Annotated in this window: 27 protein-coding genes; 9 read left to right on the top strand and 18 right to left on the bottom strand. The window is 66.6% G+C overall.

Annotation, left to right across the window (positions count from 1 at the left end; genetic code table 11):
- Window positions 1-244 precede the first annotated feature (244 nt).
- Window positions 245-1,309, top strand: coding sequence for a glycosyltransferase family 2 protein (locus DU478_RS03115; protein ID WP_158545731.1), 1,065 nt, complete (start codon window positions 245-247; stop codon window positions 1,307-1,309).
- 1 nt (window position 1,310) lies between these two features.
- Here DU478_RS03115 and DU478_RS03110 read toward each other — a convergent pair whose 3' ends face one another.
- Window positions 1,311-2,186 (bottom strand): 3-hydroxybutyryl-CoA dehydrogenase, encoded by an 876-nt coding sequence (locus DU478_RS03110; protein ID WP_114509470.1) that lies wholly within the window; start codon window positions 2,184-2,186, stop codon window positions 1,311-1,313.
- A 156-nt stretch (window positions 2,187-2,342) separates the two neighbouring features.
- Here DU478_RS03110 and DU478_RS03105 point away from each other — a divergent pair, with 156 nt between their 5' ends.
- From DU478_RS03105 to DU478_RS03085, 5 genes are all read left to right on the top strand, one after another.
- Window positions 2,343-3,179 carry a DUF6473 family protein gene (locus DU478_RS03105; protein WP_114509469.1) on the top strand — a complete coding sequence of 279 codons (837 nt, stop codon included), beginning with the start codon at window positions 2,343-2,345 and terminating at the stop codon, window positions 3,177-3,179.
- Between the two features lie 40 nt (window positions 3,180-3,219).
- The gene (locus DU478_RS03100; protein WP_114509468.1) at window positions 3,220-3,612 is read left to right on the top strand and encodes a thiol-disulfide oxidoreductase DCC family protein; all 393 of its coding nucleotides are present in this window, start codon (window positions 3,220-3,222) and stop codon (window positions 3,610-3,612) included.
- A gap of 9 nt (window positions 3,613-3,621) precedes the next feature.
- Window positions 3,622-3,864 carry a hypothetical protein gene (locus tag DU478_RS03095; RefSeq protein WP_114509467.1) on the top strand — a complete coding sequence of 81 codons (243 nt, stop codon included), beginning with the start codon at window positions 3,622-3,624 and terminating at the stop codon, window positions 3,862-3,864.
- Between the two features lie 71 nt (window positions 3,865-3,935).
- Window positions 3,936-4,514: a nitroreductase family protein gene (locus DU478_RS03090; RefSeq protein ID WP_114509466.1), complete on the top strand. Its 579-nt coding sequence runs from the start codon at window positions 3,936-3,938 to the stop codon at window positions 4,512-4,514.
- The gene (locus DU478_RS03085; RefSeq protein ID WP_114509465.1) at window positions 4,511-5,212 is read left to right on the top strand and encodes an EI24 domain-containing protein; all 702 of its coding nucleotides are present in this window, start codon (window positions 4,511-4,513) and stop codon (window positions 5,210-5,212) included. Before DU478_RS03090 ends, DU478_RS03085 begins: the two co-directional genes overlap by 4 nt.
- On the opposite strand, the gene DU478_RS03080 is transcribed toward DU478_RS03085, so the two are convergent.
- The gene (locus tag DU478_RS03080) at window positions 5,166-5,462 is read right to left on the bottom strand and encodes a DUF1467 family protein (RefSeq protein ID WP_114509464.1); all 297 of its coding nucleotides are present in this window, start codon (window positions 5,460-5,462) and stop codon (window positions 5,166-5,168) included. The two genes, DU478_RS03085 and DU478_RS03080, sit on opposite strands and share 47 nt — an antisense overlap.
- 47 nt (window positions 5,463-5,509) lie before the next feature.
- A complete protein-coding gene (gene mce, locus DU478_RS03075) occupies window positions 5,510-5,914 on the bottom strand; it encodes a methylmalonyl-CoA epimerase (protein WP_114509463.1) in 405 nt (134 codons plus the stop codon).
- A gap of 165 nt (window positions 5,915-6,079) precedes the next feature.
- Between mce and DU478_RS03070 the strand changes: the two genes are divergently transcribed.
- Window positions 6,080-6,796 (top strand): response regulator, encoded by a 717-nt coding sequence (locus DU478_RS03070; RefSeq protein ID WP_114509462.1) that lies wholly within the window; start codon window positions 6,080-6,082, stop codon window positions 6,794-6,796.
- Between the two features lie 41 nt (window positions 6,797-6,837).
- Here the strand turns inward: DU478_RS03070 and DU478_RS03065 are convergent, their stop codons facing one another.
- Window positions 6,838-8,076, bottom strand: coding sequence for a DUF1501 domain-containing protein (locus tag DU478_RS03065; RefSeq protein WP_114509461.1), 1,239 nt, complete (start codon window positions 8,074-8,076; stop codon window positions 6,838-6,840).
- Between the two features lie 5 nt (window positions 8,077-8,081).
- Entirely contained in the window at window positions 8,082-9,467 is a 1,386-nt protein-coding gene (locus tag DU478_RS03060) for a DUF1800 domain-containing protein (RefSeq protein WP_114509460.1), read from the bottom strand.
- A 162-nt stretch (window positions 9,468-9,629) separates the two neighbouring features.
- Between DU478_RS03060 and DU478_RS03055 the strand changes: the two genes are divergently transcribed.
- Window positions 9,630-10,106 (top strand): hemerythrin domain-containing protein, encoded by a 477-nt coding sequence (locus DU478_RS03055; RefSeq protein WP_114509459.1) that lies wholly within the window; start codon window positions 9,630-9,632, stop codon window positions 10,104-10,106.
- 170 nt (window positions 10,107-10,276) lie between these two features.
- Entirely contained in the window at window positions 10,277-10,909 is a 633-nt protein-coding gene (locus DU478_RS03050; protein WP_114509710.1) for an MT-A70 family methyltransferase, read from the top strand.
- On the opposite strand, the gene DU478_RS03045 is transcribed toward DU478_RS03050, so the two are convergent.
- The 13 genes from DU478_RS03045 to DU478_RS02985 all read right to left on the bottom strand — a co-directional run bounded on the left by DU478_RS03045 (window position 10,882) and on the right by DU478_RS02985 (window position 21,090).
- The gene (locus DU478_RS03045; RefSeq protein ID WP_114509458.1) at window positions 10,882-11,640 is read right to left on the bottom strand and encodes a BglII/BstYI family type II restriction endonuclease; all 759 of its coding nucleotides are present in this window, start codon (window positions 11,638-11,640) and stop codon (window positions 10,882-10,884) included. The two genes, DU478_RS03050 and DU478_RS03045, sit on opposite strands and share 28 nt — an antisense overlap.
- Before the next feature lie 3 nt (window positions 11,641-11,643).
- A complete protein-coding gene (gene aspS, locus DU478_RS03040; protein WP_114509457.1) occupies window positions 11,644-13,422 on the bottom strand; it encodes an aspartate--tRNA ligase in 1,779 nt (592 codons plus the stop codon).
- Window positions 13,423-13,502: 80 nt separating this feature from the next.
- Window positions 13,503-14,303, bottom strand: a complete 801-nt coding sequence (trmD, locus tag DU478_RS03035) for a tRNA (guanosine(37)-N1)-methyltransferase TrmD (protein ID WP_114509456.1) — start codon at window positions 14,301-14,303, stop codon at window positions 13,503-13,505.
- Window positions 14,304-14,380: 77 nt separating this feature from the next.
- Window positions 14,381-15,568 carry a hypothetical protein gene (locus tag DU478_RS03030; RefSeq protein WP_147276314.1) on the bottom strand — a complete coding sequence of 396 codons (1,188 nt, stop codon included), beginning with the start codon at window positions 15,566-15,568 and terminating at the stop codon, window positions 14,381-14,383.
- A 76-nt stretch (window positions 15,569-15,644) separates the two neighbouring features.
- Window positions 15,645-16,460 carry a hypothetical protein gene (locus DU478_RS03025; protein ID WP_114509454.1) on the bottom strand — a complete coding sequence of 272 codons (816 nt, stop codon included), beginning with the start codon at window positions 16,458-16,460 and terminating at the stop codon, window positions 15,645-15,647.
- 10 nt (window positions 16,461-16,470) lie between these two features.
- Entirely contained in the window at window positions 16,471-16,980 is a 510-nt protein-coding gene (gene rimM, locus DU478_RS03020) for a ribosome maturation factor RimM (RefSeq protein WP_114509453.1), read from the bottom strand.
- Window positions 16,981-17,054: 74 nt separating this feature from the next.
- Window positions 17,055-17,876, bottom strand: a complete 822-nt coding sequence (locus DU478_RS03015; RefSeq protein ID WP_114509452.1) for a MipA/OmpV family protein — start codon at window positions 17,874-17,876, stop codon at window positions 17,055-17,057.
- 254 nt (window positions 17,877-18,130) lie between these two features.
- On the bottom strand, window positions 18,131-18,499 hold the full coding sequence (gene rpsP / locus DU478_RS03010) for a 30S ribosomal protein S16 (RefSeq protein ID WP_114509451.1): 369 nt from the start codon (window positions 18,497-18,499) through the stop codon (window positions 18,131-18,133).
- 43 nt (window positions 18,500-18,542) lie between these two features.
- Window positions 18,543-18,860 (bottom strand): chorismate mutase, encoded by a 318-nt coding sequence (locus DU478_RS03005; RefSeq protein WP_114509450.1) that lies wholly within the window; start codon window positions 18,858-18,860, stop codon window positions 18,543-18,545.
- 1 nt (window position 18,861) lies between these two features.
- Entirely contained in the window at window positions 18,862-19,461 is a 600-nt protein-coding gene (locus DU478_RS03000) for a GNAT family N-acetyltransferase (protein WP_114509449.1), read from the bottom strand.
- Window positions 19,458-20,042: a GNAT family N-acetyltransferase gene (locus DU478_RS02995; RefSeq protein WP_114509448.1), complete on the bottom strand. Its 585-nt coding sequence runs from the start codon at window positions 20,040-20,042 to the stop codon at window positions 19,458-19,460. Before DU478_RS02995 ends, DU478_RS03000 begins: the two co-directional genes overlap by 4 nt.
- Window positions 20,039-20,545 carry a GNAT family N-acetyltransferase gene (locus tag DU478_RS02990; RefSeq protein WP_114509709.1) on the bottom strand — a complete coding sequence of 169 codons (507 nt, stop codon included), beginning with the start codon at window positions 20,543-20,545 and terminating at the stop codon, window positions 20,039-20,041. The genes DU478_RS02995 and DU478_RS02990 overlap by 4 nt, the downstream gene beginning before the upstream one ends.
- The gene (locus DU478_RS02985; RefSeq protein WP_114509447.1) at window positions 20,542-21,090 is read right to left on the bottom strand and encodes a GNAT family N-acetyltransferase; all 549 of its coding nucleotides are present in this window, start codon (window positions 21,088-21,090) and stop codon (window positions 20,542-20,544) included. Before DU478_RS02985 ends, DU478_RS02990 begins: the two co-directional genes overlap by 4 nt.
- Window positions 21,091-21,205 lie beyond the last annotated feature (115 nt).

The following is a 21,205-nucleotide window of genomic DNA, read 5'->3' as shown; positions in this document are numbered from 1 at the left end:
ATTGCATCTGGTATAGGCATAGGTTTCAGGCGACCTTAACCGAAAACTTGCCCAATGCGATCAATTCGCGGCAAAACCCCAGATATGTGATCACGCGCCCAAAGGCTGTGATCACATATCCGGCGGGGCGCTGAAAATGGTAGCGAAAACAGATCGAGCGCCAAGATTCGGAAGCACGTGGCGACGGTTGCCAGCCACATGCCCGGGGGATATGCCTGCCGGTATCGCAGAAGCAGGGGTGGCCATGGACCGGATCACGCGGATCACCGAAGACCGGCATCGTCCCGGCCAGACGCCCGTCGTGGCGCTGTCGCACAACGAGATCAACATTCTGCCGGACTTCCTGTCGCACTACCGCACGCTTTGCTACGCCTCGTTCCTGATCGTCGACGACCGCTCCACCGACGGGAGCCGCGAATACCTCGCGGCGCAGCCCGACGTGACGCTCTTCGAACCGGTGCCGGGGGCGGAGTTCGGCAAGGAAAGGGCGATCTGGAAATCCGGTCTGCTGGATCACTATGGCGCGGGGCAATGGTGCCTGTCACCGGACGTAGACGAGTTGTTCGTCTGCCCCGGGCCGGTGTCGCGCGGCCTTGCTGGATACATCGCGGCTTTGGAGGCCGAAGGCGCCGAGGCCGCCATTGCGCTGATGATCGACATGTACGGGGACTTGGCTCTAGCCGATCACGTCCACAAAGCCGACGACGGGCTGTCGCTGACGCAGCGCTTCGACCATTTCGACGGACCCGCACCCTTTCCCGGCGGCTATACCATGCGCCCGGTGACGAAAAAACAGTTGGAGACCCACCCCGCGCCGCCCGTCCGGTTCAACGGCGGCGCGCGTGACCGGCTGTTCTTCCTGCAGGATGCGCAGCCTACGGCGCTGCAAAGCCGGATGATCGAGCGGTTTCTGAGACTCGACCGGACGGTCACGCCGCGCGGATTGGACGCGGTTCTGCGCCGGCTCGCGCGCAACCGCACCCGGCACCTTTTTCAAGGCGCGCTCAACGCCACCAAGATCGGGTTGTTCAAATGGCAGCCGGGAACGGTTTTCAACGGGCATGTGATGGACCGGCCGGTGCGGCTTTCGGAAAGTATCGCGGCGCTGCTGCATTTCCCGCTGACCCGCGGCCGGGCCGGCATCGAATACATCGTCCAGCGTGGCCAGCACGCGGGCGGCAGCCGGTATTACAAGGCGCTGCTCGACGGCGGCGGGCTGGACCGGTCGCCGGTCTTCGAGCACAGCCGCCGCTACGAAGGTCCGCAGTCGCTGACCGGGCTGATCCGCGACGTGCCGGGCGGGCGCTGACCTAGCGGGTCGGCGTCGGCGTGTCGCCGCGGTAGTCGTAGAACCCGCGGCCCGACTTGCGGCCCAGCCACCCGGCCTCGACGTATTTCGACAGGAGCGGGCAGGGCCGGTACTTGGTGTCGCCCAGCCCGTCGTGCAGGACGTTCATGATCGCCAGACAGGTGTCCAGCCCGATGAAATCCGCAAGCTCCAGCGGCCCCATGGGGTGGTTCGCGCCGAGTTTCATCGCCTCGTCGATGGACCGCACGTTGCCGACGCCCTCGTACAGCGTATAGACCGCCTCGTTGATCATCGGCATCAGGATGCGATTGACGATGAAGGCCGGAAAATCCTCGGCCGAGGCGGCGGTCTTGCCCAGCTTTTCCACCACCGCATGGCAGGCGTCGTAGGTGTCGCCATCGGTGGCGATGCCGCGGATGAGCTCGACCAGCTGCATCACCGGCACCGGGTTCATGAAATGAAAGCCCATGAATTTTTCCGGCCGGTCGGTGCGGCTGGCCAGGCGGGTGATCGAAATGGACGAGGTGTTCGAAGTCAGGATCGTTTCGGGCTTGAGATGCGGCACCAGCGATTCAAAAATCTTGTGCTTGACCTCTTCGCGTTCGGTCGCCGCCTCGATCACCAGGTCGGCCTGGCCCAGTTCGCTGATCTCGAGCGTGGTCGAGACGCGGCCCATGGCGGCCTCCTTGTCGGCCTGGGTGATCTTTTCGCGGCTGACCTGCCGGTCGAGGTTGCGCTCGATGACCGACAGCGCCTTGTCGAGCGCTTCCTGGTTCACATCGTTGAGCTGCACGTCGTAGCCCGAGAGCGCCATCACATGCGCGATGCCGTTGCCCATCTGCCCCGCGCCCACGACGCCCACCGACTTGATTTCCATGCCTGTCATCCTTGCCTTTGGCCTGAGCGCAACCATAGGCCCGCGGGCCGGGCGGCTGCAAGGCGGGTCGCTCAAGTTAAAGGCGCATTTTCAGGTTAGCGATTTGGAAAGGGAAAACACCGAATCTGTTCGCGGGAATGAGAAAAGGTGGGTGTGATGACGTATGTCGGAAAGGGCGGCGACGCCCTTGAATACTATCCGTGCAGGTATGGCCTGAGCAGGGTGCAGTTCCGCGGCCCGCGCCGCAGGCTGCAGGGCGATTACATCGCGTTCCTGGGTGGCACGGACACCTACGGGCGGTTCATCGAAGAGCCGTTTCCGGCACTGACGGAACAGGGTCTCTCTGTGCCCTGCGTCAATTTCGGCAGCCCCAATGCGGGGCTCGACCTCTACCTCAACGATCCGACGATCATGCAGGCCGCCGAAGGCGCCGCCGCCACCGTGATCCAGGTGATGGGCGCGCAGAACATGTCGAACCGCTATTACGCAGTGCATCCGCGGCGCAACGACCGGTTCCTGCGCGCCTCGCGCACGTTGCAGGCGATCTACCCCGAGGTGGATTTTACCGAGTTTCACTTTACACGCCACATGCTGACCCGCCTCCGCGACCTGTCCGAGGACCGCTTTGGCCTGATGGTCGCAGAATTGCGCGCGGCCTGGACCGCCCGGATGAAGCTGCTCGTGGGTGCGTTGCGCGGCCCCATCGTGCTGCTCTGGTTCGCCGATCAGCCGCCGCCCGACACCGACGCGACCGACGTGACCGGCGATCCGCTGTTCATCACCGCCGCGATGGTCGAGGTGCTGCGCCCCCGCGTCGCCGGCGTGGTCATCGTCTGCCCGTCCGAAGAGGCCCGGGCCGAGGGCACGCAGGGCATGATCTACGACGAATTCGACGCGAGTGCGGCACAGGGCATGATCGGCCCGCGGACCCACCAGGAGGCCGCCGCGGCGTTGTGCCCGGTGCTGCAGGACATGCTGTCGCGGCATCTCTGACGGCGCTTGCCGGGGCCTGCGGGGCGCCTAGCTGTGTCGCATGGACCAGACAGCTGACCTCACCGTGATCTACAACGACACCTGCCCGATCTGCGCGCGCGAGGTGGCAGCCTACAAGCGTTACACCCGCGCGCATGATCTGCCGGTCGCGTATGTCGGGCTGGACCGCGCGGCGTTGGAACGTTACGGCCTGACGGAACGTGCGGCGGCACGCCGGTTCCACGTGCTCAAGGACGGCCGGATGTACGACGGCATCCCGGCCTTCGCGCTGCTCTGGGACCGGCTGCCGCATCTGGCCTGGCTGGCGCGGATGGTACGCCTGCCGGGCGTGGCGCAGGTCTCGGCCGCGCTGTACGACTACATCGCCGCGCCTGCGCTTTTCGCCCTGCATCGGCGCAGGCAGAGGCTAGGCAAGGCGGTGCCGCGCGGATAGTCTGGCACCATGTTCAGCATAGAGCACGAATTCGACGCGACCGTGGTGACCCTCGTGGACGAGGGCGAAGCGCCGTTGCAGGAAGACATCGTCGTGCATTCCTTCGAGGAATGCATCACCGTCGAACAATATGACCCTCGCACCGACCGGATGCAGAAGATCACCCTGTCGATCGCGCAGATGCGCGACCTTGCGGCGGCGATTTCGCTGCCCGAAGGGGTTTATTCGCGCACCAAGCGTTCGGGCGACTGACGGGCGGCTGCGCAAAACGGTTGAAACTCTCCGCCGCCGCGCTGACATATGCGTCATCAAAGGAGACGCCTATGCCCGACCCGAATCCCGCCGCCCTCGATTTCCTGCTGACCCGCCGGTCGCGCCCGGCGAAGACGCTGACGGCACCGGCCCCGGATCGCGCGGCGCTGATGCCGCTGCTCGAGGCGGCGGTGCGGACGCCGGATCACGGAAAGCTCGAGCCCTGGCGGTTGCTGGTGTTGGAGCGCGGGGCGCTGGATCGGTTGGCAGACACCGCACTGGACCGTGCCGCGGCGTTGTCGCTCGACCCGGAACAGGCGGACAAGGGCCGCAAGCAATTCGCCGACAGCCCGCTGTGCGTGGCGGTGATCGAGGTGCAGCGTGCCTCGCCCAAGATCCCCGAGATCGAACAGACCTATTCCGCGGGCGCTGTGTGCCTGGCGCTGTTGAACGCCGCGCTGGCGTCGGGCTGGGGGGCAAACTGGCTGTCGGGCTGGGTCGCGCATGACCGCGGCTTTGTCGAAGAGGCGCTGGGCCTCGCGCCCAACGAACGGGTGGCCGGGTTCATCCACATCGGCACCGAAACCAGCGCCCCGCCCGAACGGCCGCGCCCGAATCTCGACACCGTGACGACCTGGGTCGCCGCATGATCCTGAACAGCTTTTTCCGCGCCGTGGCGCAGATCGGCGATCCGCGCTTCCGGCGGGTGCTGTTCCTCGGGATCGGGTTGAGTTTCGCGCTGCTCGTGGTGTTCTACGCGGGGTTCCTGTGGCTGCTCTCGGCGCTCTTCGGCGACGAGGTCACCGTGCCGCTGGTGGGCGAGGTCACCTGGCTCAACGACCTGCTGACCTGGGGGTCGTTCGGGGTAATGCTGCTGTTGTCGGTGTTCCTCATGCTGCCGGTCGCGTCGGCCATCACGTCGATGTTCCTCGAGGACGTGGCGCAGGCGGTCGAGGACCGGCATTATCCGCACCTGCCCCCTGCCACCAGGGTGCCGTTCGGGGATGCGGTGCGCGACACGATCAACTTCCTCGGGCTGCTGATCGGCGCCAACGTGCTGGCGCTGTTTCTGTATGTCTTCTTCCCGCCGTTCTCGCCCTTCATCTTCTGGGGCATGAACGGTTACCTGCTGGGTCGGGAATATTTCACGCTCGCCGCGATGCGCCGGGTCGGGCGAGAGGGCGCGCGGACGATGCTGCGCCAGAACGTCGGCCGGGTCTGGATTGCCGGCATCCTGATGGCCATGCCGTTATCGGTGCCGCTGGTGAACCTGCTGATCCCGATCCTGGGTGCGGCCACCTTCACGCATCTGTTTCACCAGATTCAGTCGCGGGCCCCATCCGGTTGAACATGTCGATGTCACGCACGGTGACGAGCCCCGAAATGATGATCGACGCGATGATCGCCCAGAGGATCGCCGCAACACCGGTGGTGATCCAGGCCTTCTTGCGCAAGTTGTGCACCTCGGGCGACCCGGCATGGGTGCCTTCGACCACCGTGCCGACGTCGCCTTGCGTCTGCAGGCGAATGGGAATGACCACGAGGAAGGTCATGAACCACAGGACGGCGTAGAGTACGAGGCCAGAGGTGATCCCCATGGGAGGTGTCCTTTGTCTGTGACGGCTGTACCTGATCTAAGGTCGGATCAGACCTCTTCCAGTTCCACCAGGCAGCCGTTGAAATCCTTGGGATGCAGGAACAGAACCGACTTGCCGTGGGCGCCGATCTTGGGTTCTCCGCTCCCCAGCACCCGCGCGCCGGTTTCCTTGAGCTTGTCACGCGCGGCGAGGATGTCGGGCACCTCGTAGCAGACATGGTGGATGCCGCCGGCGGGGTTCTTTTCAAGGAAGCCCGCGATCGGACTGTCGTCGCCCAGCGGGTAGAGCAGTTCGATCTTGGTGTTCGGCAATTCGATGAAGACGACCGTCACGCCGTGGTCAGGTTCGTCCTGCGGCGCGCCGACATTGGCGCCAAGCGCCGTACGGTACTGGGCGCAGGCGGCCTCTAGGTCGGGCACGGCGATGGCGACATGGTTCAAACGGCCGATCATGGCAAGGCTCCCTCACTGTTCGGGCCGGTTATGGCCCTGCCGTGGCTCCGGGGCAAGCCCGCCGCGCGCGCCTGCGGCACTTTGGAGCGGCGAGCCCGGATCGCGGTTAACGGCTCCTTAGGCCCGGTGAGTCATTCTCCGACTCGATCCAATGCGGAGGCTGACATGGATGACCTGATGACAAGGGGTGGACTGCCCAGGCCAACGGCGGAGCGCCCGCTGCTGGGGCTGACGGTCCTCGCGGTTGAAGACAGCAAATATGCCTGCGAGGCGTTTCGGCTTTTGTGCCTGCGCAGCGGCGCGCGCATCCGCCGTGCCGATTCCCTGCGGTCCGCGCGGCGGCATCTGCAGGTCTACCGCCCTTCGGTGGTGATCGTGGACATGGGTCTGCCCGACGGGTCCGGCGCCGACCTGCTGGAGGAATTGGCCGCGGCCTCGCCGCGCGTGGCGGTGCTCTTGGCGATCAGCGGCGACGGCATGACAGAGCCTTTGGCGCGGTCCGCGGGCGCCGACGGGTTCCTGGAAAAACCGGTGTTGAGCCTCGCGGCCTTTCAGTCGGCGATCCTTGCGCATCTGCCGGCCGACCGCCGCGCCATGGGTCCGCGCAACGTTCCGGACGACGCGGTGTCGCCCGATCCGCTGGCGTATCGCGATGACATGGCCCATGCCGCCGACATGCTCGGCGATATTTCGGACGCGCGCAGCGTCGATTTCGCGGCGCGGTTTCTGTCGGGTGTGGCGCGATCCGCGAACGATCAAGCGCTGTGCAGCGCCGCCGAGGACCTGACCGAGGCGCGCAATATGGGCCGTCCGGTACATGCCCGCATCGCCCAGCTTGCCGGGCTGGTGCAGGAACGGCTGTCGGACCAGGTTGCGATCTGACCAGAGACCGGGGCCGTGGCGCGCGTCGGCGCTCCCTGCCGTCAGAGCAGCAGGCCCGGGTCGCCGCCCATGTCGAGGCCCGGAAACACGACCCGTTCCAGGTCGCTGCGCGATACGCCGAAGAGCCCGTGCATCAACCAGCCCAGATGTGCGCGCATGTCCCGCGTGGGCATGAGGTCGCGCCGCTCGTAAAGCGCCGACTCGTCCAGACCCGGCCAGTCGGCGACGACGCGCCCGCCGCGCAGGGCGCCGCCCGCCAGCAGCATCATGCCGCCGGTGCCGTGATCGGTGCCGCCCGATCCGTTGATCCGCGCCGTCCGCCCGAATTCGGTCACCGCCACCACCGCGGTGGTTTTCCAGATCGGCCCGCCCAGGCCCTTCTGCAGGGCAAGGATCGTTTCGGCCAGCCGCGACAGCGCACGGGGCAGGCTCCTGTCCTGCGCCTCGTGGGTGTCCCAGCCGTTGATCGAGAAGGACGCGATGCGCGCATCGCCGCGCAGGCGTTGCGCCGCGAAGTCCGCCATCCGGATTTCACCCGCCGCCGATCGCGCCGCAGCGGCATCGTCGTTCATCATCGTCATCATCTCGCGCATGCCGCCTTCGACCGCAATGGCATCGCCGTCGCCATCCGCCAGCGCAAAGGCTTGCTCCATCGCCGCGGCAAAGGCCGGATCGTCCTGCATCACCAGCCGCGCGAGCGTCAGCGCCTGCGGGCTGAGCGCCAGGTCGCTGTCCGGCGACCAGCGGCTGACCGGGGCTTGGCCGTCGAGGATCGCCATGCTGCCGCGTCCGATGGCATAGGCGGTTTCCACATCGCTGCCGGGCAGCAGCGTCAGCAGCCGGTTGAGCCAGCCGTCGCGCGACCGGCCGCCGCTGAAATCCGCCGTGCCCGCCTCGAGCAGGTCCTGTCCGTCGAAATGGCTGCGCTTGTCGCGATAGGGGGTCGACACCGCGTGAACCGCTGCCAACTGCCCAGCCGACCAGAGCGGCATCAGCCCGGCCAGCGCCGGATGCAGGGCGAAATATCCGTCGAGGTCCGCCACCTCCGCCTGCCTGTCGACACCAAACGGCCCCTTGCGCAGCGCCGCATAGCCCGGATCGCCGTAGGGGCGCAGCGCGTCGAGCCCGTCCATGCCGCCGCGCAGGACGATGACCACCAGCCGGCCGTCGCCCGGGGCCGCGGCAAAGCTCACTGGCGTCACCAGCGGGCTGGCGGCCAGCGAACAGCCCAGCAGGGCAGAGCGGGACAGGAACGCGCGGCGATTCAGGGTCTGGGCCATGGCGATTACACTCTCTGAAAGGCCGGGGAGGCCAACACTAGCCCGACGCCGTCGGACCGGCTTTCCGCTGCCTCGGCGGCAAATCTGACGTTGGGCGGGGCGTCCGGCCCCAGTGCCGTGACGACGAAATCGCGCGGATCGGGCAGGTCCCGCAGCAGCATTTGCGGCACCGCCAGAGCCCATTGCAGCCGTGCCGACACGCCCTGCGGCGTGATCCAGGCGTTGTCCGCCTCGGGCAGCCCGTCCGGTCCATCGGGTTTTTCCCAGATGTGACCCATCAGCGCCAGCGGCCACTGGACATGCCGCATTGTCGCCTTGGCATCGAGGCCGGCCATCGCCTCTGGCGCGATCGCCAGCGCGCGGCAGGCTGAAGCGACGAAATCGAAGGCGGGCTTGACGTTGCGCCGCGCGGGCGTCCAGGCGGCGGGATGCTGTAACAGTGCTGCATAGACGCTGGACAGATCGCCGCCGCTGTCGCGATAGGCCGCCGCCATCGCCTCGGCCACGCCAGGCTCGGGCGCGTCGCCGAGGAAATGCACCGCCAGCTTGGCGGATAGATGCGCGGCGGTCGCCGGGTGGCGTGCCAGGTCGCGCAGGGCGGCCTTGACGTCGGCCAGCCGCGCGTCTTCGCCGCCATAGCTTCGGCCCAGCACGGTTTCGGCCCCCGGCTCTGCCCAATCCTTGCGGAATTTGAACCCGGCGACCTGGTCCAGCGTCACGCCGGTCAAAAGCTCGGCCAGTTCGGTCACGTCGGTCTGGGTGTAGGGACCGCCGACGCCCAGCGTATGCAGCTCAAGCACCTCGCGGGCGAGGTTTTCGTTGACCCCGGCCTTCTGCGGCACTTTCAGGCCGCGTGTCGAATTGGTGCCGACGGAACTGTCCTGATCGAGGTAATGCACCATGACCGGATGCAGAACCGCCGCGATCAGCAGATCCTCGAACCGTCCGGCGACATGCGGTCGTATCGCCGTTTCCACGTAGGGCGTTGCCGCGCGCCGCAGCAGGCCGACCTTGCCCGTGGCGGTGAAATGATCCGCCCAGAAGGCGGTCAGGCGTTCGCGGAACGGGGTCTCGGTCTTGGTGCGGCGCAGCAGGTGTTGACCTAGCCAGTGCATCTGCGCCTCGCGAGCATGGCGCGCCAGCACCTTCTGCGCCTTCCTGGCCTCCGCCGCTTCGGGGGTGCCGCGGTTCTGACGGCGCAGCTGCCGCAGGGACTGTTTGTACTTGGTACGGGAGAGGAAATCGTCCCAGTGCTCGACCGGGAAATCGCGCGCCGCGCGGTCCGGCCCCTGCAGCGAAGACAGCATCGCCGCAACCGACACCGGCGGCGGGACCACCGGCGACAGACCGCATCCGAAGCGGATGTCGCCAAGCTGCGGATCGAACTCCATGGCACGCCTCTTTCACATGGATTTGGTCTCATCATACGCCCATTGACCCGCGCCGCACAGAGGCCGCACATCACGAAGTGCGGACCTCGGCAAAGCCTTGCGCAAAGCGGCGGGAACGAAGGCGGGACGCGGACGTTGGACTTGGCATCTGAGGAGAGACCCATGCCCGACATCTATACCGCCATCAAGGCAGACCATGACCACCATCGAACGCTGCTGGACCGGATTTCCGACACCTCCGGCGCGTCGGAGGACCGGAAGAAGGCCTGGCGCGAATTCTACTATCACGTCAAGAGCCACGCCGCGGCGGAGGAAGAGACGTTTTATTCCAAGCTGATCTCGAAGACCTGGGGCCAGGACGCGGCGCGCCATTCAGTGCACGAGCACCAGCAGCTCGACGACCTGATGGAAGAGCTCAACGAGATGGACATGAGCTCGGGCGGCTGGCTGGAGAAGTTCAAGGTGCTGCGCCACGACTACGAGCACCACATCGAAGAGGAAGAAGACGAGGTCTTCGCCCGTGCCCGCGAGGTCATTCCCGAGAGCGAGATCGAAGGCTACGGCGACCGCTTCAACGCCCGCAAGGAAGAAGAACGCAAGCTGGTGGATGAAAAGGTCGAGGACAGTCTGGAGGACTGATCGGTTTCCCAAAAGACAGGGCGCGGGGACACGCCGCGCCTTTTTCGTATTGGGCGCCAGGATTAATGGTCTGGTAAGAAAATGTTCGCATTGTGTTCTCTGTGCCGTAAGTCTAAACTTTTCCGAAATTCGGGATGACACAGGCGCTGGGGGCAAGCTATATGTTGAAGATGACCGACAGTGCCGCACAAGATTTATCGACATTCCTCGGCGAGGACCGCTTTGCCACGGTGATGGCGGATCCGCCGTGGCGGTTTACGAACCGCACCGGAAAGGTCGCGCCCGAGCACAAGCGGCTGGCGCGGTATCCAACGATGACGTTGGACGATATCTGCGACCTGCCGGTCGCCGATCATCTCGAGGACCGCGCGCATTGCTATCTGTGGGTTCCCAATGCGCTGCTGCCAGAGGGGCTGGCGGTGCTGAACGCCTGGGGCTTCGAGTACAAGTCCAACATCGTCTGGCACAAGATCCGCAAGGATGGCGGATCGGACGGTCGCGGTGTGGGGTTCTATTTCCGCAACGTGACCGAGCTTTTGCTGTTCGGCACGCGCGGCAAGAATGCCAGAACGCTTGGGCCGGGCCGCCGTCAGGTCAATATGGTCCAGACCCGCAAGCGCGAACACTCCCGCAAGCCGGACGAGCAGTACGAACTGATCGAAAGCTGTTCCTGGGGGCCCTATCTGGAAATGTTCGGGCGCGGCGTACGGGAAGGCTGGACCGTCTGGGGCAATCAGGCGGACTCGGATTACAAGCCGAGCTGGAAAACCTACGCCTACAACTCGGGCGTCGCCGCTGAATAAGGTGTAATCGCATCCCGTGGGAGACCGATGAGCAGCAGCGGGCAGGGGTTGCCGACGCCACGCTGCACACGGTCTTCGAGTTTTTTCCAATGCGTTGTCGCCATACCGAATTTATCGGCAACGAAAAACCGTGAAAAGCTTTGCGGGAAATCCATCCCAGCGCCCATGGCACGCTGGACGGACTGGCGTTGCCGTACGGTGCGCTCTTTCATTCCCAAGCGCAGCAAGGGGGCTTCGTCGGCGATTTGCGCTTGGCGCAAGTAATCCTCGATCACCCGTGCCATATGGTCCTGCAACGCGGCGCCGCGGGTCACGATCACCCCGGCACTGATGATCGACTGCGCATGCAGACGCTGAAAATTCTCCAAGTCCCGGTCAAAGAACGGATCCTTGTTGTTCCATTCGATTTCGAGCGCGAGTGTACCAGCATCCGAGCGTCGGATATGGTCGATCTCGTGGCTGGTGCCGTCGCCTTTCGGGACGTTGTCCACGGTCGTTTCGATGCGGAAGTTGTGCTTGCGCCAACCTGCTTGGGTGAGTTCGCGGCGCAGACGTTGCGTGGACTTTGCCTCGCCTCCGCCGGAGGCGATGAGTTCCGCGGCCGGGATGCGCACCCTCAAGAGCGCGTCGATCAGTTCCTCGGTTTCCGGACGAAAATCGACCGACAGGATGGCTTCGGCGTGGTTGCGCACCATGACGTCGAAACCGGCCTGCCTCAGGCGGTCGAACATTCGCTACTCCTCCGGCATCACCCGCAAGCGCAGTTCCATCAGCTGGTCGCTCGTCGGCTCGGACGGGGCGCCCATCATCAGGTCTTCGGCGCGCTGGTTCATCGGGAACATGATGACCTCGCGGATGTTGGCCTCGTCGGCCAGCAGCATCACGATCCGGTCGATGCCCGCGGCGCAGCCGCCGTGGGGCGGGGCGCCGAAGCGGAAGGCGTTGACCATGCCGCCGAAGCGCTTCTTCACCTCGTCGGCGCCGTAGCCGGCGATCTCGAAGGCCTTGAACATGATCTCGGGCCGGTGGTTCCGGATCGCGCCCGACACCAGTTCGTAGCCGTTGCAGGCCAGGTCGTACTGGAAGCCCTTCACGTCCAACGGGTCGCCCTCCAGCGCCTCCATCCCGCCCTGCGGCATGGAGAAGGGGTTGTGTTCGAAGTCGATCGCACCGCTTTCCGCGTCCTTTTCGTAGATCGGGAAATCGACGATCCAGGCAAAGGCGAAACGGTTCTTGTCGGTCAGGCCCAGCTCGTCGCCGATGACCGTCCGGGCCTTGCCCGCGACGCTCTCGAACTGCTTGGGCTTGCCGCCGAGGAAGAAGGCCGCGTCGCCGACGCCAAGGCCCAGCTGCTGGCGGATCGCCTCGGTGCGCTCGGGGCCGATGTTCTTGGCCAGCGGGCCTGCGGCTTCCATGCCGTCGCCCTGGTCGCGCCAGAAGATGTAGCCCATCCCCGGCAGGCCCTCTTTCTGGGCAAAGGCGTTCATCCGGTCGCAGAACTTGCGCGACCCGCCCTTGGGCGCCGGGATGGCGCGGATCTCGGTGCCCTCCTGCTCGAGCAGCTTGGCGAAGATGGCGAAACCGGAGCCTGCGAAATGTTCGCTCACCACCTGCATCTTGATCGGGTTGCGCAGGTCGGGCTTGTCGGTGCCGTACCAGAGCGCCGCGTCGCGGTAGGAAATCTGCGGCCAGTCGCCGGGGGCATCGACGGGGCGGCCGCCGAATTCCTCGAACACGCCCGCGATAACCGGGCTGATCGTGTCGAAGACGTCCTGCTGGGTGACGAAGGACATCTCCATGTCGAGCTGGTAGAAATCCGTGGGCGACCGGTCGGCGCGCGGGTCCTCGTCGCGGAAGCAGGGGGCGATCTGGAAATACTTGTCGTAGCCCGAGACCATGATCAGCTGCTTGAACTGCTGCGGGGCCTGCGGCAGCGCGTAGAACTTGCCCGGATGCAGGCGCGAGGGCACGAGGAAGTCGCGCGCGCCTTCGGGCGACGACGCGGTGATGATCGGCGTCTGGTATTCGCGAAAGCCCTTGTCCCACATGCGTTTGCGCAGGCTGGCCACCACGTCCGACCGCAGCTTCATGTTGGTCTGCATCGCCTCGCGGCGCAGGTCGAGGTAGCGGTAGCGCAGGCGGGTTTCCTCGGGGTATTCCTGGTCGCCGAAGACGATCAGCGGCAGTTCCTCGGCCGGGCCCAGCACCTCGATGTCGCGGATAAAGACCTCGATCTCGCCAGTGGGCAGCTTGGCGTTCACCAGTTCGGGATCGCGGGCCTTCACCTCGCCGTCGATGCGGATGCACCATTCGCTGCGGACCTTTTCCACGTCGGCAAAGGCGGCGCTGTCCGGGTCGCAGAGCACCTGGGTGATGCCGTAATGGTCGCGCAGGTCGATGAAGAGGATGCCGCCGTGGTCGCGGATGCGGTTGACCCAGCCCGACAGGCGCACGGTCTGGCCGACGTTGTCAGAGGTGAGCTGGGCGCAGGTGTGGCTGCGGTAGGCGTGCATGGCGGTCTTCCTTCGGGGCATCTCGGGTTCGGCCCGATACACCTGTTCTGAGGGGTGAAGTCAAGCGCTGGCCGGGCCGGTCAGCCTTTGGTGGCCTCGGTGTGCGCGGCCCAGAGGTCGGGCCGGCGGTCGCGGGTCAGCGCCTCGGATTGTGCCCGGCGCCAGCGGTCGATTTCGCCGTGGTTGCCCGACAGCAGCACCGGTGGGATGGCATGGCCGTTCCACTCGGCCGGCTTGGTGTACTGAGGATGTTCCAGAAGGCCGGTTGCAAAGCTTTCCTCCTCGATCGAGGCGGCATTGCCCAGCACCCCGGGCAGCAGGCGCACCGTGGCGTCGAGCAGCGCATGAGCGGCGATCTCTCCGCCGGTCAGGACGAAATCGCCAAGGCTCACTTCGGTGATGCCGTAGTGGTCGATGACCCGCTGGTCGAGCCCTTCGAACCGGCCGCAGATCAGCGTGACGCCGGGACCGGCGGCGAGGTCACGGGCCAGCGACTGGTTGATGCGCCGTCCACGGGGCGACAGGTAGAGGATCGGCGCCGCCGCGGGCATGGTCCGGCGCGCGTGGTCCAGCGCGCGGCCCATGACATCGGCGCGCAGCACCATGCCCGCGCCGCCTCCCGCCGGCGTGTCGTCGACGTTGCGGTGCCGGCCTTCGCCGAATTCACGCAGGAACACCGCATCCATCTGCCAGAGCCCGTCCTGCAGCGCCTTGCCGGTCAGAGACAGGCCCAGAGGGCCGGGAAAGGCCTCGGGAAACAGCGTGATCGCCTGGGCTTTCCAGGCGGCGACGAGGTCGGGCGTGGGGGTGATCAGCTCGCGCGGCTGCAGCGTCGCGGCGATGCTCTTGCGGCCGTGGGAACGGGGCGGGGTCTGGGTCATGTCGGGCCTGCTTGCGGTGCTTGGCCTTCCCTAGCCGCCGGGGCAGCCGATGGCAAAGGGGAAAGCCGCCGCCGGTGTCAGGCGGCGGATGCGACGCCCTGGTCGAAGTAGTCGGTCCGGCGCGGCGCGCGCAGGAGTCGCCCGGTGCGCAGACACCAGTGATCGCGCGGGCGCGGTTTGCGGCCGGTGTATTCGGCAAAGGCTCCCCGCGGTGTGGCCCAACGCGTGCTGCCCGTGGCTTCGGCCACCTGGTCCAGCGCGTTGGAAAAGACCGGTGCCATCGCGCTCAGGCTGTCCGAGGGGGACAGCCCGAGTTCGCGCCGGGTGTAGCGGCCCGCGTTCCAGCCATCCACGACGGATTGCACCCCGGAGAGCCAGGCCCGGTCGCCGCGCCGTGCCGCCGCTGCAAGCAGGCCGTCGGCCGCGGCATAGGCGAGGAAGCAGGCCACCGTCGCGCGGTCGCAGTCGGGCTGGCGGACGCACCACAGCGCGGCTTCGCGCTGGGCTGCATCGTGCGGATCGTGTTCGGTCACGACCTTGTGCCAGAGGTCGATGTCGGGATGGACCAGCCCTCGCAGGGCGGTCAGCAGCGCCGCGGGCCGGTCGGCCTCGCCCTGCTCCTCCCAGGCGGTCTGGTTCGCGGCAAAGGCGTTGTTCTGCTTGTCAAAGGCCGCGCGGCGCTTGCGGATCGTGGCGATCTGGTCGCGGATCTCGAGCACCACGTCGGGCCGTGCGAAAAGCTGCGCCAGCGCGCCTGCCTCGTCGGCGCGCCGCGTCAGAAGCTGGTAGAAAAGGAAGAGTTCGGCCAGGCGCGCGTCGCTTTGCGCATGCAGGGTCGGCGCGTTCCAGGCCTCGATCAGCCGCCCGAGCGCAAGGCCAAGTGCGCGGTCGGCGGACTCGGGACCGTCTTGCGGCGGCGGCATGTCGGCCTGGGACAACACCACGCCCAGCGTCTCGCGCATCGTCTTTGGGCCGGGCAGGGCGAGGTCCGGAGATCCCAGTACCCCGCGGCGGAGCAGCACCGGCGCCTCGTTCTGATAGGCAGGACGCTCGACCCGTGCGGGCATGCGGGTCGCCGCGTGGACGACTAGTGCGGTCAGCAGGCTCCACAGCAGGAGGGTTCCGGTCACGCCCAGGGCGTCGAAGACCTGCAGGCGCAGGGCATCCGGCACCAGCAGGCAGGCGATCGCGGGCATCAGTACCAGCCCGGACAGGAAAAGTCTTTGCGTAATGTAATTCACGGCCAGCCCAACTTGCACAGTCACGGGCGACCCTGCTGCCGGAATGTGGCAAAAACCGGGCACGGCATGGGAGTTTTGAGGGAGTCGCAACAATCCCGGCTCAGTCCGGGTCATTGTCCCTGCGTTGGCGGGTCGCGGTCATTTTCAGGATTCGCGCCTTGATCTCGGCGAGGTCCTTCATGTGCAGGCCCGACCGGTTCAGCGCCAGGAACGCCGGCTCCAGCCCCAGATCGGGCCGGACGTTGTCGGGCGGACGCATCTCGATTCGGGCGCGCACCGCGTCCGGCAGGCCCGCCAGCTCCAGCAACGGCGTCAGCGGCCCCTGCGGCAGGTCGCGGCTCTCTTCCAGGGGCAGGGCGGTCACCACGGCCCCGCGCGTGGTGCTTTGCACTTCTTGCAGGACGGTGTCGAAATCCGCGGCCGACCGGGCGCTTTGCGCGTAGCTGTCGAGATCCTCGGTCATCCGGGTGCCGCGCAGGTGCTGCCACCAGGCGCTGCGCAGCCAGCTGTCGGCCTCGCGCGTCGAGAAGAACAGCGTGAGGTCCAGCGTCTTGCCTAAGCGCGCCCGGGCGGCTTCGCAGATCACCCGCATCAGGTGCGGCGCGGCGGCATAGGTGGCAAGGTCCCGTCGTCCGGGCATCAGGCCCGACAGGTCTTCGCTGGACATCAAAATCGGCCGCGCCTCGTCGGCGGCCAGCGTGCCAAAGAACGCCTGCGCCGCGCGCCCGACATTGGCCAGGCGCAGCGGCTTCGGGTTCAGGCAATAGCGGCGGCAGGTCTCGGCCAGCTCTTCGAAATCCGGGCGCAGGTAGATCGCGAGGTGTTCGGACAAGAGGTCCCGGTTCTCGCGCAGCAGCGTCTGCACCGACGTCGTGCCGGTCTTGTGAAAGCCCACGTGGATGACCAGCCGCGTCATCGCGGGCCGCTCATGCCTCGAACAGGCCGTCGGGCGGGTCGGCGACGATGCGGCCCGACGCAAGGTCGACCGTCGGCACCACCGCCAGGGTGAAGGGCACCAGCACCGTGGCGCTGGCGCCGGGCACCTGCACCTCGAGCAGATCGGACGCGCCGTGGTTCAGAACCGCCTTGACCGTGCCCAGTTGCTTGCCGCCGGTGTCGAAGACCGCGAGGCCGATCAGGTCGGCATGATAGAATTCGTCGTCTGGCAGGGCGGGCAGGCGGTCGCGCGGCGCGAACAGCCGCAGGCCCTTGAGAGCGTCTGCCTCTTCCTTGCTGCGCACGCCGGAGAGGCGCGCGGCGAAACCCTGCGCGATGGCGCGGGTCAGTTGCACGTCGAAGCTGCGGCTGCCGTCCTCGGAAGTGAGGGGCGCGTAATCGGCGATGGCTTCGGGATCGGCGGTAAAGCTCTTGATCCGTACCTCGCCCTGGACGCCGAAGGCGCCCGCGATGGCGCCGACACAGATCAGATCGCTCAAGAGGGGCTCCTCGCCTCGATGTTGCCGCCCCTGCTTAGCAAGCCGGGGGCGACAAGGGCAACCGGTCGCGCGGTTCAGAAGCCCAGACGGATGACGCGGGTCACGCCGAAGCGGATGCCCCACTGGTCTTCGGAGCCATTGCGCACGATCGGGCTGTCCTCGGCATCGTTGGTAAGACGGTCGTAGGTCAGCGCGCTTTCCAGGCCCCAGGTGTCGTTCAGCTGGTAGGTGGCGCCGAATTCCACGCCGGCACTGACCAGTCCGCCGTCGGCATCGTAGGCGGGCAGGTTGGCGGTGGCGCGCGAGGCGGGCACGCCGAAATAGGTGTCGTTGAATTCGTCGTTGCCCCACATCAGGCGCGGACCCATCGTCAGCGTCAGACGGTCCGACGGGCGCAGAATCGCGTCGGCGCCCAGCTCGGCCACCACGCCTTCGTGGCCGCCGAAACCGCGGCGCACATCCGCGAAGGCGCTGAAGTTGGGTGCGGTGTAGCCGACGCCAAGGCCCAGTTCGACGGCGGTGTCGACCGAGTCGAGATTGCCCAGCTCGTTGTAGTCGTCGGGATCACGCTCGCCGATGACATTGAACGACCCGTGCACGTCCCAGCCCAGGTTGTCGGCCCAGGGATCGGGATTGCCCAGTTCGAACCCGTTGGGCAGGCGCAGGTAGTGAAATTTGAAACCGAGGTCGGGACCGGCCCTGTATTCGTCGGAGCCGAGATAGGCCGGGTTGCCCGCCACACCGCCACGCAGGGAAAACGCCAGTGCCGGCCCTTGCGGCGCGGGCGCCGGAGCGACCATCACCGGATCGGACATGGTCATGTCGGGACCCGCGGCGAAAACCGGGGCAGCGACCAGAGAGGCGGTGACGGCAAAAGCGGCAGCGATGCGCGACATGGATGACCCTTCTTCACTCAGGGATAACGCAGCAGTGCGCTCCCTTTACTGGCACATAAATCACCTGTGGCGCCAAGCAAGCTGGCCACGGTCATTTGCACTGAAGCGTGACCAAAATAGCGCGAGTGCCCTCCTGCCACAAGCGCTGCGGTCCGGGCGGCGCCACAGGCCCAGCCAACCACGAAAAAGACGCGCGAGGAAGCCCCGCGCGCCCTTTGATGTGCTGCGCAATAAACGGACTGGCGGGCCGCCGCTTATTCCGCGGCAGCGTCTTCCTCGGCCGGGGCCGCGGCCTTGGCGGCGCGGGCCTCCGCGCGTTCCTGCGCGGCCTTGCCGGGAGTGCCCTTCTTGGGGTTGTTGCGCTCGGCCTTGTCCTTGACGCCTGCGGATTCGAGGAAGCGCGCCACGCGGTCGGTGGTCTGGGCGCCCTGGCTCAGCCAGTACTGCACGCGCTCGAGGTTCATCTTCACGCGGTCCTCGCTGTCCTTGGGCAGCAGCGGGTTGTAGGTGCCCAGCTTCTCGATGAAGCGGCCGTCGCGCGGCATGCGGCTGTCGGCGGCCACGATCGAGTAGTGCGGGCGTTTCTTGGAGCCGCCGCGGGCGAGACGAATTTTGATAGCCATTGTGTTTCTCCTTTTAAGAATGGCGCATGACGGGTCGGTGCCGTCAGGATTGGTGCTTCTCGTGGTGCTTGATGACTTCCTGAATGATGAAATTCAGGAAGGCCTTGGCGAATTCAGGGTCGAGATCGGCCTGAACAGCCAAATCCTGAAGCCGCGCGATCTGTTTGCTTTCGCGCGACGGATCAGAGGGGGGCAGGTCGTGCTGCGCCTTGAGGACGCCCACGGCCTGGGTGTGCTTGAACCGCTCGGCCAGGGTGAAGACGAGGATCGCGTCCAGACGGTCGATCGACTCGCGGTGGCCTTTCAGAACCTCTGCTGCGCGGGTCGCGGCGTCCGAAGAGGTGGCGGCGGATGTGTGCATGTCAGTCAATGGCAAACCCCTTCGGCTTGAAAAGCGGGTCGATGTAATTGGCGATTTCCATCTCGATCCCGTGGGCGATCTGGCTTCCCGCCAGCTTTTCCGGCAACGGGTGGCGGTAGCAGGCGTCGGTGCCGTCCACGGTCGCGGCCTCGTGGTCCTTCTTCGCGCCCAGGCGTTCGGCCAGGCGGATGCTGTCGAGGTTCTTGGGGTCGATGTAGCTGACCGCCGTCTCCCACCCCAGCACCTCGTAGACGTAGCGGCGCACCCTGTGCATCGCTTCGAGCGCGTAGCCCTTACCGGCGCGGTCGGGCCAGATGATCCAGGCCAGTTCCCTTTCCGGCCATTTCGCCGGGAACCAGCCACCCGCCATGCCGACGGTTTCGCCGGTGTCGGCGAGGTGGATCATCCACATGCCGAAGCCGCGGATGTCCCAATGCCCGATCTCGGCGGCATAGAGCATCCAGGCCTCGTAGGCGTTGAGCGGTCCGCCCATGAAGCGCGACCGGTACGAGCTGAACGTGGCCTTGAAGTCGGGATAATCCGCGGCCTCGGGTCCGCGCAGGACCAGCCGCCGCGTGGTGAGTTCGGGGATGGCCGTCATGCTACGGCCTCCTCCTGGCGCGGGGCGTGGCGGAACACGCAGAGGTCGACCTGGCCGAGTTCGGCTTCGGCCGTTTCGTCGCGGAAGGCCCCCAGACGGTCCATCAACGCGATGCAGCGGCTGTTGCCCTGCGCCACGTAACTGGCGCAGCTGTCCCATTTCAGCGTTTCGAAGGCATAGGTCAGGACGGCTTCGGCCGCCTCTTGGGCATAACCCTGGCCCTCGGCTTCGGCGGTCAGGAACAGGCCCAGTTCGGGTTCCGGATCGGCATATTCCATGCCCAGCAGCGCGAAACCCGCCGAGGGCTGCGTCTGTGCGTCGATGGTCCAGAGCCCGTGGCCGTGCAGCAGCCAGAGCGCCACGTATTGCGTGAACTCGCTCCAGGCCGCGTCGCGGGTCATCGGGCCGTCCATGTGGATCGCCCGGTCCGAACACATGATCCCGGCGAAGGCGTCGAAATCGTAGATGCGCGGCCCGCGCAGTTGCAGCCGCCGCGTGTCCAGCGTCGCGATCTGGCCGCCCAGGCGGGCGGCATGCCGCGCGGCGATGCCGGGGCGGTGCTGTTCCACCGGCGCGGTCATGGCGCGACCTCGGGGTGGCGGTAGACCCGGGCGGTGTCGCCGCGCAGGGTGATGTCATCCTCGCGGATGGCGCCGAGCCGGGTGGCGAGCGCGATGGAGCGGGCGTTTGTCGGCGCGATGAAGCTGGGCAGACGGGTGAGGCCGAAATGCGTGGCCGCCGCCTGCCGCGCCGCCGTCACCGCTTCGAAGGCCACGCCCTTGCCTTCTTGGGCGCCGCCGATGCCGTAGCCGAGTTCAGGCTCGGGCCAGTCGAAGTTGTGGAAGACGCCGGCAAAGCCGATGAAGGTGTCGTCGTCCTTCGGTGTCACGAACCAGAGCCCGTAGCCGCGTAACTGCCAGGCGCCGGCGGCGGAGGTCAGGACCCGCCACGCGCCTTCGGCGTCCAGCGGACCGCCGTTGAAGGCGCTGCGCGGTTCGGAGAAATAGGCGCAGAGCGCATCGAAATCCGAAAGTTTCGGACCGCGCAGGCGGAGGTTCTGGGTCTCGATCACGGGGATGGTCACGCCTGCGCCCTCCGACCGAAGCCGAGCGCCGCCGCCGAGGGGTGCCGCCAAAGCTCGTCCTCGCCCATGTTCTCGTTGTGATAGGTCCGCTCGTAGACCGCGCCCAGCCGGGTGGCCAGCGCTTTGGACCGGGTGTTGGACGGCACGATGTTCGAGGTCAGCGTGGTCATGCCCAGGTCCGTGTAGGCGTAGGTCCGGACGCGGGTCGCCGCCTCGAAGGCGATGCCGCGGCCCTCGTAACCGTCGAAGACCACCCAGCCCAGCTCCGGCTCGGGCCAGGTCTCGGGGTTCCAGACGCCCGAGATGCCAGCCGGTGCGCCGGTCTCGCGGTCTTCGATCACGAAATAGCCGTAGCCGTGCCAATGCCAGTGGCCGACCAGCATGGCGAACCAACGCCATGCATCGCCGCGGCCGGGGATGTGGCCGAAGCCTGCGCTGCGTTCGGAATCCATGAGAAAGCCCATGATCGCGGGGGCGTCGGATTTCTCCGGTCCGCGCAGGATCAGGCGTTCGGTGTCGAGCCGGGGTGCGTTGGTGAGGCTCATGACAGGCCTCGGGCAGTCTGTTCGGCGGTTGCGCCATTGGCGCGGGCGGGATGCCTCCGGCGGGAGTTTATCCGGCAAGATGAAGCAGAGACGCGCGCCGCCGGCCCGGCGGCAG

Origin of the sequence: Thalassococcus profundi (assembly GCF_003344785.1) — a bacterium.
Taxonomy (GTDB): domain Bacteria; phylum Pseudomonadota; class Alphaproteobacteria; order Rhodobacterales; family Rhodobacteraceae; genus Puniceibacterium; species Puniceibacterium profundi.
Note: the sequence above shows the minus strand (reverse complement) of the source record. Positions and strands in the feature narration are given on the sequence as shown.